Origin of the sequence: Inquilinus sp. KBS0705 (assembly GCA_005938025.2) — a bacterium.
Taxonomy (GTDB): domain Bacteria; phylum Bacteroidota; class Bacteroidia; order Sphingobacteriales; family Sphingobacteriaceae; genus Mucilaginibacter.
Window position 1 is genome coordinate 1,069,976 of the sequence record VCCI02000001.1, and the last position, 15,768, is coordinate 1,085,743.

Genomic DNA, 15,768 nt, shown 5'->3' on the forward strand with positions numbered 1-15,768 from the left:
CTTAAATAAAAAAGCAGTCAATATTGACTGCTTTTAAGTATTGGGTAAATGATGGGGCTCGAACCCACGACCCTCGGTACCACAAACCGATGCTCTAACCAACTGAGCTACATCTACCGTGTTGGGATTGCAAAAATAGAAATCTCCGGCCTATTTGCAAAGGTTTTTTTAATATTACACTAAGCTTACCTGTTTGGGCCGCTTACCCTGTAAATTTGTATCTATGGCAGAGCAGTTGGTTGAGTTAAACGTTACCGGAATGCATTGCAATAATTGCGCAATGAGCATTCATAAGTTATTGGAGAAGAAGGGCCTGCATAATGTGTTGGTAAATTTCGCATCCGAAGAGGTGAAATTTAGTACCGATGACCAGGAAACGGTAGTACCCGAAATTATAAAAGATATAGAGAGCCTTGGCTTTAAAGTTGTAGACGATGCAAGTACACAATTCACCCCTTTTTATGAAAAAGTAGAGAACAAATTCATTTTTTGTGCGGCATTTACAGCACCTTTATTACTACATATGGTGTTTAACTGGCATTTTTTGCACAATCAGTTTGTGCAGCTTGCCCTTTGTTTGCCTGTGTTTATTGTAGGCTGCCTGCATTTTGGTAAAAGTGCCTATAGTTCAATAAAAAATGGCATGCCTAATATGGATGTGCTGATATTTGTCGGGTCGTCATCAGCATTTATATATAGTTTAATAGGTACTATCCAAAATTTAGGCGAGCATTACTTGTTTTACGAAACCTGTGCCACTATTATTACTCTGGTGTTGCTGGGTAATGTGTTTGAAAAACGTTCGGTAAATCAAACCACATCGGCTGTAAAAGATCTGATGAAGTATCAGCAAGTAAATGCAAACAGGCTTGTTAAAGATACTATTGAAGTAGTACGCGCTAAAGACGTGGTTGCAGGCGACGTTTTATTAGTTAACGAGGGCGATCAGGTACCAGTTGATGGCGAGATTTTATCAGGCGACGCGCTGGTAAATGAGGCTATTATTACAGGCGAGAGCATGCCGCTATCAAAAACAAAGTACGATACTGTAATAGGTGGTACTATTGTACAGCAGGGTAATATTAAAATAATGGCTACCAAAGTAGGTAACAATAGTGTACTCTCGCAGATCATAGATCTGATGAAAAAGGCACAAGCAGCCAAGCCGCCTGTACAAAAATTGGGCGATAAAGTAGCTGCTATATTTGTTCCTGTGGTTATCATAATCGCATTATTAACGTTCGTGGTCACCTATTTTGCAACAAATGCGGGGTTACAGGCCTCGTTAATGCATGCTATTGCAGTGTTGGTTATATCGTGCCCTTGTGCAATGGGCTTGGCTACACCTACTGCCGTAATGGTAGGGCTTGGCAGGGCAGCCAAAAACGGCGTTTTAATAAAGGGGGGCGATACCATTGAGGCAGTTGCCAATACTAAATATGTATTATTTGATAAAACCGGCACCCTTACTACTGGCAAATTTAGTGTGAATGAGATAAAAGCCGAGACTGGATTTGATGTTGAATACATACGCGGTGTAATTACGGCCATTGAGGAGCGGTCTAATCATCCTATAGCTAAATCGTTGGTTAATGGCTTGCAAAAGCTACCTCAACAAAAGCTGATACTACGCACCGCAGTTGAAGAAAAGGGTTTAGGCATGCGTGCCGAAGATGTAGACGGTAACACCTATTTTTTAGGCACCGCAAAGAAAAACGACAATGCCAATTTTAACCTCTCGTTGTATAAAAATCAAGCTTTAATAGCACAAATAGCCATAGATGATACCATAAAGCCAGATGCTGCAGCGCTTATAGCCGACCTAAAAAAGGCCGGAATAGTACCCGTGCTGTTAAGCGGTGACAAGGCTAATCGCTGCGCTGCTGTGGCCAAAATAATAGGAATTACCGAGGTGCACGCCGAAATGCTGCCGGAAGAAAAGCTATCGGTAGTTGATATGTACCGCAAAAAAGGCAAAACTATTATGATAGGCGATGGCATAAATGATGCCCCTGCCCTAACCCAGGCTGATGTTGGCGTATCTATGAACGATGCCAGTCATATAGCTATGCAATCGGCTAAGGTAATATTGTTGAATACTGATTTACAGTCTGTTGTGAAGTTTTTGCAGATTAGCAGGCATACCCTGCTTACCATTAAACAGAACCTGTTTTGGGCATTTGCCTATAATATTATTGCTATACCTGTGGCTGCTTTGGGCTTTTTAAACCCTATGGTAGGCGCTTTTGCAATGGCCTTTTCGGATGTTATTGTGATAGGTAATTCGTTGCGGCTTAAAGTTAAGAAAGTAAGCTAATCTGTTGGTGTTAAGCGTATTATAAGGCTTTAGCACAATATTAAACTCTTGCTTTTAGCGGCCATAGTGTTTGTTATATTTGCACAATGATAGAAATTTACACAGACGGCGCATCAAGCGGCAATCCGGGGCCGGGTGGTTATGGGGTTATATTACGGTCGGGGCAGCATTATAAGGAGCTGTCTGCAGGGTACCGTAAAACCACCAACAACCGTATGGAGCTACTGGCTGTCATCACAGGTTTAGAGGCTATAAAATCTGCTAATCAGCAGGTTACTATCTATTCCGACTCCAAATACGTGATAGATTCTATCGAAAAAAGATGGGTGCATGGCTGGGTTGCCAAAGGTTTTAAGGATAAGAAGAACAAAGACCTTTGGCTTAGGTACTTAGCCATCAGTAAGTTACATCAAATTAAATTTGTATGGGTACGCGGGCACAACGGGCATCCTGAGAACGAGCGTTGCGACGAGCTTGCCGTGGCGGCTGGAAAGCAAAAAGACCTTCTGATAGATACTGTTTTTGAAGTAGAGTCGGCCAAAGTGAATTTATTATAACTACTTACTGCCCAACTCGATAACCTCCAAATCGTGTATCTTTTCGTCAGTTATGGTAAAGCGCATTAGGGTGCGTACCTTTTGCCAGCCCTGCTTACCGGCAGCACCGGGGTTTAGGTGTAAACAGCTTATCTTTTTATCATAAATTACCTTTAGGATGTGCGAATGCCCGCTGATGAACAGTTGGGGCGGGTTACTGTATATTTCGGCTTTTACTGCGGGGCTGTACTTGTCGGGGTAGCCACCAATGTGGGTCATCCAAACATCTACCTCTTCGCACTTAAAACGCAGATTTTCAGGGTGTAACTGCCTTATCTCTTTGCCATCAATATTGCCGTAAACACCCTTTAAAGGCTTAAAGGCGGCCAGTTTATCGGCCAGTTCTATGTTGCCAAAATCGCCGGCATGCCATATCTCGTCGCATTGGTCGAAGTGTTTGAAAACGGCCTCATCCAAAAAACTATGGGTGTCTGATATCAGTCCTATGCGGGTCATTTATGTTTTAGAATATGGTAAAGAAATCCTTTAAAGCTTTTTGGTACTCCGTTGAATACATTTTAGTTTTTTCGTAGATCACGAATAACTTTTTCCATTTTTTTGTTCCCCCCTGCCTCACTAATATAACAATTTCGCGGTGAGAAACAACATTTTGATAAGATTTAATTTCAATTACCCCCTGCAAATGCAATTGGTTGGCGGGCAAAAATTGCTTTACCAGGGCGGCAGTTTCTAATGGCAATATCATGGCGCAGCTTCCATTTTCGGTAAGGTGAGTGGCAACATATTTTATCAACCTTTCAAAAAAGCTATCATTGGTGTGGCGGGCCAAATTCTTGCCGGCACCGGGCGATTCGAGCGAGTTTAGAAAGAAGGGCGGGTTTGATACGATTAGGTCATACCGCTTATCGGGGTACTTGTAAAAAAAGGTTTCGAACGCCATTGGGTAAACCTCCATTCTATCAGCAAAGGCCGAACTGCCAAAATTCCGACAGGCTGTAGCGGCGGCGGTTTCGTCTATCTCTACAGCATTAATTTTGGCATGGGGGAAACGCTGTGCCAGCATCAGGGCAATTACGCCAGTGCCGGTGCCTATGTCTAATATGGTTTTGGGCTCGTATGCATCGGTTAGTGCGCCAAGCAGCACACCATCGGTATTTATCTTCATGGCGCAGCCGCTTTGGTCAACGCTGAATTGCTTAAAGTTAAATATGCCTGCTGCTTTACCGGCCATTGAACAAACCATATTTTAGTATGCAGTAAATAGCCCTAACGCCATCCTTCCACCCTATTTTTTTGCCGTCCTCGTAGGTGCGGCCATAATAGGATATTCCTACCTCGTATATACGTATTTTGGGCACCCGGGCTATTTTGATGGTTACTTCGGGTTCAAAGCCAAAGCGCTGTTCTTTAAGCTTTACAGATTGTATCAGTTTGGTATCAAACAGCTTATAACAGGTTTCCATATCTGTTAGGTTTAAGTTTGATACCATGTTGCACAAAAAGGTTAACCAGCGGTTGCCTATAGTGTGCCAAAAAAACAATATGCGGTGCGGGTTACTACCCATAAACCTCGATCCGTATACCACATCGGCAAAGCCGATACAAACGGGTTTTAGCAGGTCGTTATATTCGGCAGGGTCGTACTCCAGGTCAGCATCCTGAATAATGAGGTACTCGCCCGTAGCTTGTGCAATGCCGGTATGCAGGGCGGCACCTTTGCCTTTGTTCACCTCGTGTTTAAAGTACCTGATGTCTAAATCGGGGTTAGCGGCGCGGTAGCGGCTAATGCTTTGTTGTGTATCGTCTGCCGAGCAATCATCAACAATTATAATTTCTTTTACAATGCCATGTATCAGCTCAACAGCTTTTATCTTGTTCAAAACCAGGTGAATGGTGCTGCCCTCGTTATAAGCCGGGATAATTATTGATAATTTACCTATTTTCATCATGTATTTAAAAATGCCAGCCCATTAATGCAATTCGGTATAAAACAGCACTTAAAAAGGCCAAAAGTAATCATTATAACGGCTATTTTACTTGCCTTAGTGCTATGGTTTGCCCTTTGCCTGCCCAAACCGCTGTTTAGCAGCCCCACTTCCTTTGTTATCGACGATGATGCCGGGCAATTGTTAGGCGCATCCATCGCTACCGACGGGCAGTGGCGCTTCCCTTATAATGCTAATGTGCCCCAAAAGTTTAAACAATGTATAATTGCCTTTGAAGATAAGCGCTTTGAGCACCACCCCGGTTTCGACCCGCTGGCGTTTGGCAGGGCCATCAGGCAAAATATCCGCTCAAAAAAAGTAACCAGCGGCGGTAGTACACTCACCATGCAGGTAATACGTTTGGCTACACATCATAATCGTACTATCCGCAATAAAATCGGCGAAATATTTATGGCCATGCGTTTAGAGTTGGGTTACAGCAAGGCCGAAATATTGGCCCTTTATGCCAGCAACGCCCCTTTTGGCAGTAATGTGATAGGCTTAGATGCCGCATCGTGGCGATATTTTGGCCGCAGCCCCGATAAACTATCCTGGGGCGAAATGGCCGCGCTGGCCGTATTGCCTAATTCGCCATCGCTGGTGCACCCTGGTAAAAACAGGCTTATCCTGTTAAAAAAACGCAACCTGCTGCTTAGGCGTTTATACAAACAGGGAATTATAGATAGCACCACGGCAAAACTGGCCGAATTTGAGCCTGTGCCCGAAAAGCCCATGCCCTTGCCCCAAATGGCCCCTCACCTCCTGCAACGCTTTAAAGCTGATTATCAAAACAAAAAACAGGACATCACCCGCATAAGAACCACTATAAAAAGCAACCTGCAGCAACAGGTGGCCGATATAATAGAAAAGCACCACCAGGTTTTAAAGGCTAACGATATTAACAACATTGCAGCCGTAGTGCTTGATGTAGAAACAGGCGCCACGCTGGCCTATAGCGGCAATATAGCCCATCGTGAAGACCCCGAAATGGAAAGTGATGTAGATGTGGTGAACGCGCCGCGCAGCCCCGGCAGCACGCTTAAACCGCTACTATATGCCAGCATGCTGCACGATGGTTTAATATTACCAAACAGCCTTATACCTGATGTGCCTACTCAAATAGCCGGCTACCATCCCGAAAACTTTGATTTGGGGTACGATGGTGCTGTACCGGCATCAAACGCCTTATCGCGATCGTTAAATGTACCGGCGGTTAAAATGCTGCAGCAATATAAATACGAACGCTTTTACGATATGCTGAGAAAGATAGGCATTACCACCCTGAAACAGCCTGCCGACCATTACGGCCTATCGCTGATATTGGGTGGCGGCGAAAATACCTTGTGGGAACTTACAGGGGCTTATGCCGATTTGGCAAGGGTGCTAAATCATTATAATAAAACCACTAAGTATAGTACTAATGATTACCACCAGCCGGTTTATACGCTATCGCTGCCAAAGGAAAAAGCCAGTGATAAAAATGGCCTGCTGGATGCCGGATCGATATTTTATACGTTGCAGGCCATGGAAGAGGTAATGCGCCCTGGCGAGGAAATGCTTTGGCAGCAATTTAGCTCGACCCAGCGTATTGCCTGGAAAACCGGCACCAGCTTTGGTTTTAGGGATGGATGGGCCATTGGTATTACGCCTAAATATGTGGTTGGTGTTTGGGTGGGTAATACCGATGGCGAGGGCCGGCCGGGGTTAACCGGCATAAATACCGCTGCGCCGGTATTATTCGAGATATTCAGGCTATTGCCTGCGGCCCGCGAGTGGTTTGATATGCCTACTGGCGAAATGGTTAAGATAAATATATGTAAAGAGAGCGGCTACCGCGCCGGGCAGTATTGTGATAATATTGTTGAGCAATGGGTACCTAAAACGGGCCTAAAGGCTATCGCCTGCCCATGGCACAAGCTGGTACACCTATCGGCCGATGGTAAATACCAGGTAACGGGTAATTGTGTACCGCCCGATAAGATACTGAACAAAAATTGGTTTGTGCTACAACCATCGGTAGAGTATTATTACAAAACGAAAAATTACCAATACCACACCCTGCCGCCTTTTGCGCCCGGTTGCGACCAAGCCGAAGCTAACCCTATGGAATTGATTTACCCAAAAGATGGTGCCAAGGTATATGTACCGCTTGAAGCCGACGGCAAACGCGGGCGTGTTATTTGTAATGCTGCACACCGGTTGCCCGGTGCCAAAATATTCTGGCACCTTGATGATAAGTACATTGGCGAGAGCGATGCCTTTCATCAGATGGCATTGAATCCCGTACCGGGCATGCATCAACTTACCCTGGTAGACGGGCAGGGCAACACGCTGCAAATAAATTTTGAAGTATTAGATAAGGATAAATAGTTTGGGTTGAACGAATTACTTTTTTATTTCATAGTGCAATTCTACCACACCATTTTTGTAAGCTGTAACGTCTTTTAAGTGCAACAGTTGCTCAATTCCGGTCTTTTCGAAAAAAAGGGTGCCGCTACCCAATATAATTGGCATTACTGATAATCTTATTTCGTCTGCGAGTTTTAAGCTGACCAGTTCATTAGCCAACATTGGGCCGCCTACCATCCAAACATTTTTATAGACAGGCTTTAACCGCTCATTCACCAGACTATTTAAGTCGCCCGAGTAAAACGTAATATTTTCTCTTTCAACCGGTAATTCCCTATTCGTTAAAACAATGGTAGGGATGTCTCCATAAGCCCAGCCATACGATTTTGAAAGTTCAAGCGCATGTTCATATGTGCGCGACCCCATGATGTAACAATCAATAGTTTTCAGGAAAACAGCTATCTCTTCATTGGTTAGCGTAACGCCTTTCTCATACTCGTCACGAGTATTGAACCATGAAACGCTATTATCTTCTTTAGCAATAATTCCATCGAGGCTCGACACCATATGGATAGTTAGTTTAAACGTACTTTCCATTATTTTGTAATTTATTGCATTAATTCATCAGCTTTAAATTTACTAAGAATAGATATATACAAAAAATGAAATTTATCCTAAATTCCTTTTTAACTTAGTGCTATGCTTGAACAATACGACCTAAGCAACCTGATGGTTTTAGATATTGAAACTGTGCCGCAATACAGCAGCCACGACCAGGTACCCGAACACCTGCAACAACTTTGGGCTCAAAAAACGCAATACCAGCGCAAAGACGAAACACCCGAAGAGTTTTACGAACGCGCGGGCATTTGGGCCGAGTTTGGTAAGATAGTATGTATATCGGTAGGTATATTTACTAACGGCAAGCGCCCTGGCTTAAGGGTAAAATCGTTTGCTGGGCATGATGAAAAGCAACTGCTGGAAGATTTTGCACGGATGCTGAGCGGCCAGCCTTTAAGCATGATACTGTGCGCCCATAATGGTAAGGAATTTGATCTGCCGTATATATGCCGACGTATGCTCATCAATCGGGTGCAGTTTCCGCCGCATTTACAAATAACCGGTAAAAAACCCTGGGAAATACCCCATTTAGATACTATGGAATTATGGCGATTTGGCGATTTTAAAAATTACACTTCGCTAAGCCTGCTTACTGCCATATTTGATATACCAACATCAAAAGATGATATAGACGGCAGCCAGGTTGGCCATGTATACTGGGTTGAAAACGCCCTTGAACGTATTTGCACCTATTGCCAAAAAGATGTAATAGCTACCGCCCAACTCATACGCCGCTACCGCGGTGAAGATTTGATTGCGGATGATTGCGTAACTATAGTGTAATAAGGCACTCGTCCCGATTTATTAATATTGTTGCTAAAGACCACGGATCTAAAAAAACAGTCTTGCCGTTCGCCGGCTGGCGGATCGGCATCCCATATGCAAAGTTCACCATCAGAACGGTCTAAAGCATGCTAATTACCGTCCTGTGAGATCCTGAAACAAGTTCAGGATGACGATGTTACTGAAGAAGCAATTTATCTGTTCCCTCAGGGTCTCCTGAAAGGGACCCTGAGGGAAACAACGCCCTTCTCTACTTCAATACAGGCAGTATTATTTTGGATTGATTGTGATAAATGTTGATAGTTTCTTTTACAAAGTCGCTGTCTTTAGCGTGGTAAATATCAATAAACTGCTGCGGGTTACGGTCGGCCAGGGGGAACCAGCTGCTTTGTATCTGTACCATCAAGCGGTGGCCTTTTTTAAAGGTGTGCGCCACATCGGGCATGGTAAATTTTACCTGCGCGGTTTGGTTGGGTACAAATGCCTCTGGTTTTTCAAAACTGTTGCGGTACCTGCCGCGCATAATATCGCCGCGTACCAGCATTTGGTAACCACCCATTGGGTATTTGGTAACGGGGTTGCGGCCCAAAGTATCGGGCAATACATCTATCAGCTTCACCACAAAATCGGCATCTGTGTTTGATATGCTCACCAGCAGGTCGGCAACTACCGGGCCTGCCAAAGTGAGGTCGTTGGCAAGCGTGTCGGTTTCGTAAACTAAAACATCGGGCCTGCGGGCAGCAAAGCGCTGGTCGTCGGTCATATATTCGCGCGTACGGTTAAAGTGTACATTTTCGGCATAAGGCACCGGCTTGGCCGGGTCGCTTATGTAGGTATCAAAACTCGCTCTTATATTCTGTATCTGATTGAATGATAGTTTATTACCATCTTGTATATAAACAGGCGTTTCAGTAACATCAGCAGGCGGCCATTGCTTAAACTCGCGCCACAGGTTCTCGCCCGAAAAAAACATCGTTGCTTTGCTTATCGAGTCGATGTTGCCTTTACCTTTTAAATAATAATTGAAAAATGGTATCTCGATATTTTCGGTATACCAATTGGCGGTGTTACTGCCAAAATTGATATTGCCTAAATGCGTGCCGTCTTTACTGGCCCATTGCCCATGGTACCAGGGCCCCATTACAAAAGTGCTTTTAGTTGCAGGGCTTTGTTTAACCAATGCCTGGTAAGTATTCCATGCACCGTAACCGTCTTCGGCATCAAACAAGCCGCCAACAATCAGCATGGCAGGTTTTACATTTTTAATACCGCTGCGTGCATCGCGGGCTTTCCACCAGGCATCCAGGTTGGGGTGGTTCATCATATCGCTCCAAAACTTAAGGCTGTCGCCGCTTACTTTGGTAAAGTTTGGCAAAGCGCCCATTTTTAAATAGGCCGCGTAGTTATCGGGCCCTTGCATTTCATAAGTTTTGGCAGGCTGCATGGTTGGCGCAGGCCGCGGCTGACTAAAGCCATAGCCCACATGAAAATCAAAGGCATCCATCAGGAACAATACACCGTTGTGGTGGTCGTCATCGCCCATAAACCTATCGGTTACCGGTGCTTGCGGACTAACCGCCTTTAATGCCGGATGGCCGCTTAGGGCAGCTTCCGTAGCATAAAAACCCGGGAAAGAAATGCCCGTTACCCCTACCTTGCCATTATTGTTATCCAGGTTTTTTACCATCCAATCAATACTATCGTATGTGTCGCTGGCCTCGTCTACATCTTTTTTGGTTTTTTTGTTGGGGTTAAACGGATGCACTACTTCAAACAGGCCTTCGCTCATCCATCGGCCACGTATATCTTGTGTAACCAATATATAGCCTTCTTTTAAGTAGGCAAACATAAAGCTGCGCCAGTAAGCACGGTATTTTTCGCCATATGGGGCGCAGGAATATGGTGTGCGCGTAATCAGTATCGGGTGCTTCTCCGACCTATCTTTAGGCATGTAAATGGATGTAAACAGCTTTGCACCATCGCGCATGGGTATGCTTACTTCCTTTTTAACGTAGTTATTTACAAACCAGGTGGAGTCGGCATTTTGAGCGAAAGTTATAGCGGGAAAAAATATAGCAATGAATAGTAAAGCTTTTTTCATTCGGTTAGTTTAAGTAAGGGTAAATATATCTAATCCAAATTATTGTTTGCTTTTATGGCTTAACTATTTGTTGTAATTTACGTAATCTTATTATTACAACTACTACTCATTGATGGAGAACGTTTACAGGGTTATTCTTGAAGAAACACTTGCCGGTTATTGGGATTGGCATATACAAGAAGACAGGATTTTTTTAAGTCTAAAAATTAAAGCCTTGTTTGGCTACAGCGACTCCGAGCTACCAAACGCCACCGATACCTGGACCAAACTTATTGTGCCGGAAGACAAGGAGCGTATTGATGCGTATATAAAAACGTATTTGAGCCAGCCTACAAGTGGGTTATTTAACATTGATATAAGGTGTAAGCATAAAGATGGTACCATAATATGGATAAATGCTAAGGGAAAAATAATTGAGTGGGTTAATGATAAGCCAAGCCGTATGGTTGGTTGCCATATTGATGTTACCGATAAAAAGAGTATAGAACAAAGTCTGCAAATAAGCGAAGAAACATTTAGATACGCGTTTGAGTATTCGCCTATTGGCATAGTGCTGGTATCAACTACCGGCAGGTTTTTAAAGGTTAACAAAAGTATTTGCGAAATGCTGGGGTATACACAGGAAGACCTTTTGAGCACATCGTTCCAGGAGTTAACCCACCCTGATGACCTTGAAGCTGACCTTACCCTGTTGCATAAAACACTAACGGGCGAAATAAGTACCTACCAAATGGAAAAGCGGTACTACAAAAAAGATGGAAAGATCATCTGGATTGTATTGAATGTATCGCTGGTGCTTGATGGCCAGGGTAAGCCTTTATACTTTGTATCGCAGATAAAAGATATTACCGAACAGAAATCTGCCGTAAGAGCACTTATTGAAAGTGAGCGCAGGTGGAGTTTTGCATCAGAAGGTACCGGCGGCGGTTTGTGGGACCTCGACCTGAAAAACCGCACTATATTTCATTCGAAGCAATGTTTGCGAATGATCGGTATGGAGAACGAGAACTTTGGCAGTGTAATGGGCGACTGGACAAGCCGTGTACACCCTGCCGACAAGCAAAAATATATTGACGATGTAAATGCTCTAATACGGGGCGAAACGGATATATACAGTAACCAGCACCGGGTGTTATGTAAAGATAATACCTATAAGTGGATATTGGACCGGGGCAAGGTAATGGAGTATGATGATGATAACAAGCCTGCGCGTATCATTGGCACGCATACCGATATTACCGATCAAAAGCTGAAAGAAGAGCAACTAAAAGAAACGCTGGACATGGTAAGCGGGCAAAATAACCGCCTGCTTAACTTTGCGTACATCGTATCGCACAACCTGCGTACCCATGCCAGTAATTTTAAAATGATAATGGACGTAATAAACGACCCGCTTACCAATCAGCAGGAAAAGGATGAGCTGTCGGCCCATCTATATAAGGTATCGGAGCAGTTGAATGATACTATCGCTAATTTAAATGAAGTAGTATCTATTCAAAACAATATGGATATTCAAACTTCCCAAATTAATCTGTACACCTATTTTAAAAAGGGAATTGAATTATTAGATAAGGATATAAAAGCGTATAAAGTTAAAATTGACATCCTTATTCCTCCTGATGTGGTGTTGACTTATAATCCCGCTTATTTAGAGAGCATCGTACTGAATTTATTAACTAATGCTATTAAATACCGTTCGCCGGGTAGTGTGCCAACAATCATTGTAAAATACTTTAACGAGCCGGGCGGCAGGTTTGGCTTTGCCGTAACAGATAATGGTATAGGCATAGATTTGAAAAAGAACGGTGAAGACCTGTTTGGCATGTATAAAACCTTTAATGGCAATCCCGATGCTAAAGGAATGGGCCTGTTTATAACCAAAAACCAGGTAGAAGCATTTGGCGGAAAAATTGAAGTAGAAAGCCAATCAGGCCAGGGGACTACCTTTAAGGTTTATTTAAAGGTTTAACTTTTTGTTCACTATCCTGTCGTTATAATCTTGTATAAACGCCTTGCAATCCATCATACCTTTTTGCATTTCTGGGTTGTGTTTGCCGCTTATCAGGTTTTTTTGCAAACCCTTATCATCGGCCATATAAATGCCGTTTATGTCTTTACCATCAAATACATAAATATAGTTGCCCTGCATAAACTGATAAGTAGTACCGGGTGAATTGATAACCCTTGGGGTTTCGGTAGGTAAGTTACTTACCAGGCTTCGCCCCCACGATCTGATGGGTTTGTTATAACCTATTAAGCTAACTACCGAAGGGTATATATCCATTTGCGATGCCAGATCGGTACGCACACCCTTCAGTGCATAAGCCTTATTGGCGCTGTAAAACAATATGGGTACCGCAAAGCGGTTAATGGGTTTGCTGTATTCGGGGTAATAGGTTTGGCTGGTATGGTCGGCAGTTATCACAAAAATGGTGTTGTTATACCATGGTTGTGTTTTAGCATAGTTAAAAAACTGCCGCAAGGCATTATCTGAGTATTGCACGCATTTATTAATAGGCAGCGGCCCGCCCTTAAACCGCGATGCATATTTAGCAGGTATCTGAAAAGGATCGTGAGAGGACAGGCTGAACAAAGTAGCCATAAAGGGTTGCTTTTGCTTGCCAAGGGTTTTACCCATAAATTGGAAGAATGGCTCGTCCCAAATACCCCAAACGCCGTCAAAATCCTTATCGTTATTATATTCGTTTTTACCGTAGTAGTTTTTAAAGCCTAATACATTGGCAAACCCTTCAAAACCCATCGAGCCATTTTCGGCACCGTGGAAAAAGGATGTTTGGTAACCCATGCTATCGCATACCGAAACGATGGACTGTATCCTCTGTTTAGCATAGGGGGATGATGTAAAAGCCGTTTGAAACGATGGTATACCCGCCAAAACCGACGACATGGCATGAATGGATTGCCTGCCGTTGGCATAAGCATTGGTAAAAATAAGGCTGCTATCAGACAGCGAATCTAAAAACGGCGTGTACGATTTAAAACCGGGTATGTTAACGCCGCGGTTCATGCTGCCCCAATACTCGCGGGCCATGCTCTCCAGTATAATAATAACCACATTGGGTTTAGCGGCGGGGCTGCTTTTGTATTGCTTTACGGGCTTTATGTTGGCATTAATATAGGCATCGTTGGTAAATGTTTCCAGCTTAAAGTTATTAGCCTTAAGGGTGCGGAATATGGCAAACGGCGTGTTTAGCACAATATCGCCCTGGTTGGGTATAGTTACATGTTTATAGGCATCAACCATGTTTATAGGGCGGGTGCTGTGCCTGAAATCACCACGTATACCGCCTATCATCAAAGTTACCGTTACCAACAATGCTACCAGCGAAAATGAAAAATAGGCTACGGTTGGTTTTGCAGGTATGGGTTTAACCTTCACCTTTAAATACAGCCATACCCAGGCGGCACAACAGATGATAAAAATGACCAGCACATACCAATACGTGGCCGCAAAGTGTATAAAAAGTACTTTTTTGTTATTCTCGTTATCCAGCAGGTCTAAAGCGGCTTTGGTGGTGCGTACCTGCGTAAAACGGTAGTAAATAATATCTATAAAGTTGGTAAAGTAGGCTAACAGATTGGTAACAAAGTATAAAATGGTTATGCCTTTTTGATAACCGCGCCGGGTGTTAATGGTAAAGGGCAGTATGCTTAATAATATAAACAGGCTATTTATGTACAGCAATGCTGTGGTATCAAACGCCAACCCGTAGTAGCAAAGTTCTAAAAGCGCCCAAATGCCGTCTACGGCTAAAAGATGGGTGTTAAAGGCAAAAAATAAAACACGACTGATAAAATAAAACAGGTAAGCCAGCAGCAACCTGTACAAAAGTACTTTATACTCGTTTAGTCTGAATTTGGTGTCCATCAATTTAGTTTAAATGCCTTAGCACATAAAAAAATCAATGTTACTAAAAAGAATTAATTGTTAAGTCAGTGTTAGGTAAATGCTTTATTTAGGTTAACAAAAAAAGCCGCTAACTTATGCAGTTAACGGCTTTAAACTAATGTGCGGAAGAAGGGACTCGAACCCCCACGCCTCGCGGCGCCAGATCCTAAGTCTGGTGCGGCTACCAATTACGCCACTTCCGCGTTTTGGTTTTTTAGAGTTGGCAAAGATAGCTTAAAATGCCAAACTTTAAAACTCAATTTTTACTTTTTACTTATCTGCCTCATTACATTGCTTTTAATTTACTTATTAGGGCATTAAAATAAGCCGGAGCTTGCAATAACCGGCTCCCATACCACGAAAACAGCTCGCCATCAACCAATATAATTTTAGTTTGTGGCAATAGGCTTTGCAATTCATCTACATGCTTTTGGGCAAATGGATATGGTTCTGACGATAGCAGCAACACATCTAAATGGGCATCAGCAAGCTGCTGTAAGGTAACCTGCGGGTAGCGGTTTGCAGTAACAGCGTTTTTAAGCCCGCATAATTGCAGCATGCTATTAATAAAAGTATCGCTGCCTGCAGCCATATAAGGTTTGCGCCAAATAAGGTAAGCTACGTTTAATTTTGGTTCTGCTGGTTTTAATAACTCAAACTCCGCGGATATTTGGGTAACAAGTTTATCAGCCTTTTCTTTTGTACTGGTGATATCCCCTACTTTAGTTATCATATCCAGCGCCGTGGGCAGGTCGTTTATATCACTTATCCAAACGGGGTAATGCTGCATAAGTTCTTCCACCTGCCTTTGCTCGTTTTCTTCTTTATTAGCAATTATCAGGTCGGGGTTCAGTTGATGTATAGCATTCATATTTAATTGCTTGGTACCCCCTATTTTGGCTTTATTAGCCACACCTGTTGTCGGGTGTATGCAAAAATTAGTAACACCCGTCACTTGCTCATCCAACTCCAGGTAAAACAATAGCTCGGTTTGCGACGGTACTATTGATATAATCCGTTTGGGTTGATGCGGTATATTCACCACCCGGTTTAACTGATCGTAAAATTGTGGCATAATAGCAGCAGGCCTGTAACCTGTCATAACAAAGTTAATTAAGTATGGCCTATAAACAGGCAGCCATCAA

At 43.3% G+C, this 15,768-nt stretch carries 12 protein-coding genes and 2 tRNA genes; 5 read left to right on the plus strand and 9 right to left on the minus strand.

Annotated elements, in window-relative coordinates:
- Positions 1–41: 41 nt before the first annotated feature.
- Positions 42–117 (minus strand) — tRNA-His (locus tag FFF34_004750).
- Between the two features lie 106 nt (positions 118–223).
- Here FFF34_004750 and cadA point away from each other — a divergent pair.
- Both cadA and rnhA read left to right on the plus strand, forming a co-directional pair.
- Positions 224–2,317 carry a cadmium-translocating P-type ATPase gene (cadA, locus tag FFF34_004755; GenBank protein ID TSD66720.1) on the plus strand — a complete coding sequence of 698 codons (2,094 nt, stop codon included), beginning with the start codon at positions 224–226 and terminating at the stop codon, positions 2,315–2,317.
- A gap of 86 nt (positions 2,318–2,403) precedes the next feature.
- The gene (gene rnhA, locus FFF34_004760) at positions 2,404–2,874 is read left to right on the plus strand and encodes a ribonuclease HI (GenBank protein TSD66721.1); all 471 of its coding nucleotides are present in this window, start codon (positions 2,404–2,406) and stop codon (positions 2,872–2,874) included.
- Here rnhA and FFF34_004765 read toward each other — a convergent pair whose 3' ends face one another.
- From FFF34_004765 to FFF34_004775, 3 genes are read right to left on the minus strand one after another with little or no spacing between them, the layout of a single operon-like run.
- The gene (locus tag FFF34_004765; protein ID TSD66722.1) at positions 2,875–3,369 is read right to left on the minus strand and encodes a metallophosphoesterase family protein; all 495 of its coding nucleotides are present in this window, start codon (positions 3,367–3,369) and stop codon (positions 2,875–2,877) included.
- Between the two features lie 7 nt (positions 3,370–3,376).
- Positions 3,377–4,117 (minus strand): methyltransferase, encoded by a 741-nt coding sequence (locus FFF34_004770; protein ID TSD66723.1) that lies wholly within the window; start codon positions 4,115–4,117, stop codon positions 3,377–3,379.
- Positions 4,095–4,820, minus strand: coding sequence for a glycosyltransferase family 2 protein (locus FFF34_004775; protein TSD67959.1), 726 nt, complete (start codon positions 4,818–4,820; stop codon positions 4,095–4,097). The genes FFF34_004770 and FFF34_004775 overlap by 23 nt, the downstream gene beginning before the upstream one ends.
- 27 nt (positions 4,821–4,847) lie before the next feature.
- Between FFF34_004775 and pbpC the strand changes: the two genes are divergently transcribed.
- Positions 4,848–7,229 (plus strand): penicillin-binding protein 1C, encoded by a 2,382-nt coding sequence (pbpC, locus tag FFF34_004780; protein ID TSD66724.1) that lies wholly within the window; start codon positions 4,848–4,850, stop codon positions 7,227–7,229.
- Positions 7,230–7,244: 15 nt separating this feature from the next.
- On the opposite strand, the gene FFF34_004785 is transcribed toward pbpC, so the two are convergent.
- Positions 7,245–7,775, minus strand: a complete 531-nt coding sequence (locus FFF34_004785; protein ID TSD66725.1) for a dihydrofolate reductase — start codon at positions 7,773–7,775, stop codon at positions 7,245–7,247.
- A 132-nt stretch (positions 7,776–7,907) separates the two neighbouring features.
- Here FFF34_004785 and FFF34_004790 point away from each other — a divergent pair, with 132 nt between their 5' ends.
- Positions 7,908–8,612, plus strand: coding sequence for a 3'-5' exonuclease (locus FFF34_004790; protein ID TSD66726.1), 705 nt, complete (start codon positions 7,908–7,910; stop codon positions 8,610–8,612).
- A gap of 250 nt (positions 8,613–8,862) precedes the next feature.
- Here FFF34_004790 and FFF34_004795 read toward each other — a convergent pair whose 3' ends face one another.
- Positions 8,863–10,713 carry a CocE/NonD family hydrolase gene (locus tag FFF34_004795; GenBank protein ID TSD66727.1) on the minus strand — a complete coding sequence of 617 codons (1,851 nt, stop codon included), beginning with the start codon at positions 10,711–10,713 and terminating at the stop codon, positions 8,863–8,865.
- Between the two features lie 112 nt (positions 10,714–10,825).
- On the opposite strand from FFF34_004795, the gene FFF34_004800 reads away from it, so the two are divergent.
- Positions 10,826–12,682, plus strand: coding sequence for a PAS domain S-box protein (locus FFF34_004800; protein TSD66728.1), 1,857 nt, complete (start codon positions 10,826–10,828; stop codon positions 12,680–12,682).
- On the opposite strand, the gene FFF34_004805 is transcribed toward FFF34_004800, so the two are convergent.
- The 3 genes from FFF34_004805 to FFF34_004815 all read right to left on the minus strand — a co-directional run bounded on the left by FFF34_004805 (position 12,671) and on the right by FFF34_004815 (position 15,698).
- Complete coding sequence (locus tag FFF34_004805; GenBank protein TSD66729.1) at positions 12,671–14,602, minus strand: sulfatase-like hydrolase/transferase; 1,932 nt, start codon at positions 14,600–14,602, stop codon at positions 12,671–12,673. The two genes, FFF34_004800 and FFF34_004805, sit on opposite strands and share 12 nt — an antisense overlap.
- Before the next feature lie 142 nt (positions 14,603–14,744).
- A tRNA-Leu gene (locus FFF34_004810) sits at positions 14,745–14,826 on the minus strand.
- A gap of 83 nt (positions 14,827–14,909) precedes the next feature.
- Positions 14,910–15,698 (minus strand): ABC transporter substrate-binding protein, encoded by a 789-nt coding sequence (locus tag FFF34_004815; GenBank protein TSD67960.1) that lies wholly within the window; start codon positions 15,696–15,698, stop codon positions 14,910–14,912.
- Between the last annotated feature and the right edge of the window lie 70 nt (positions 15,699–15,768).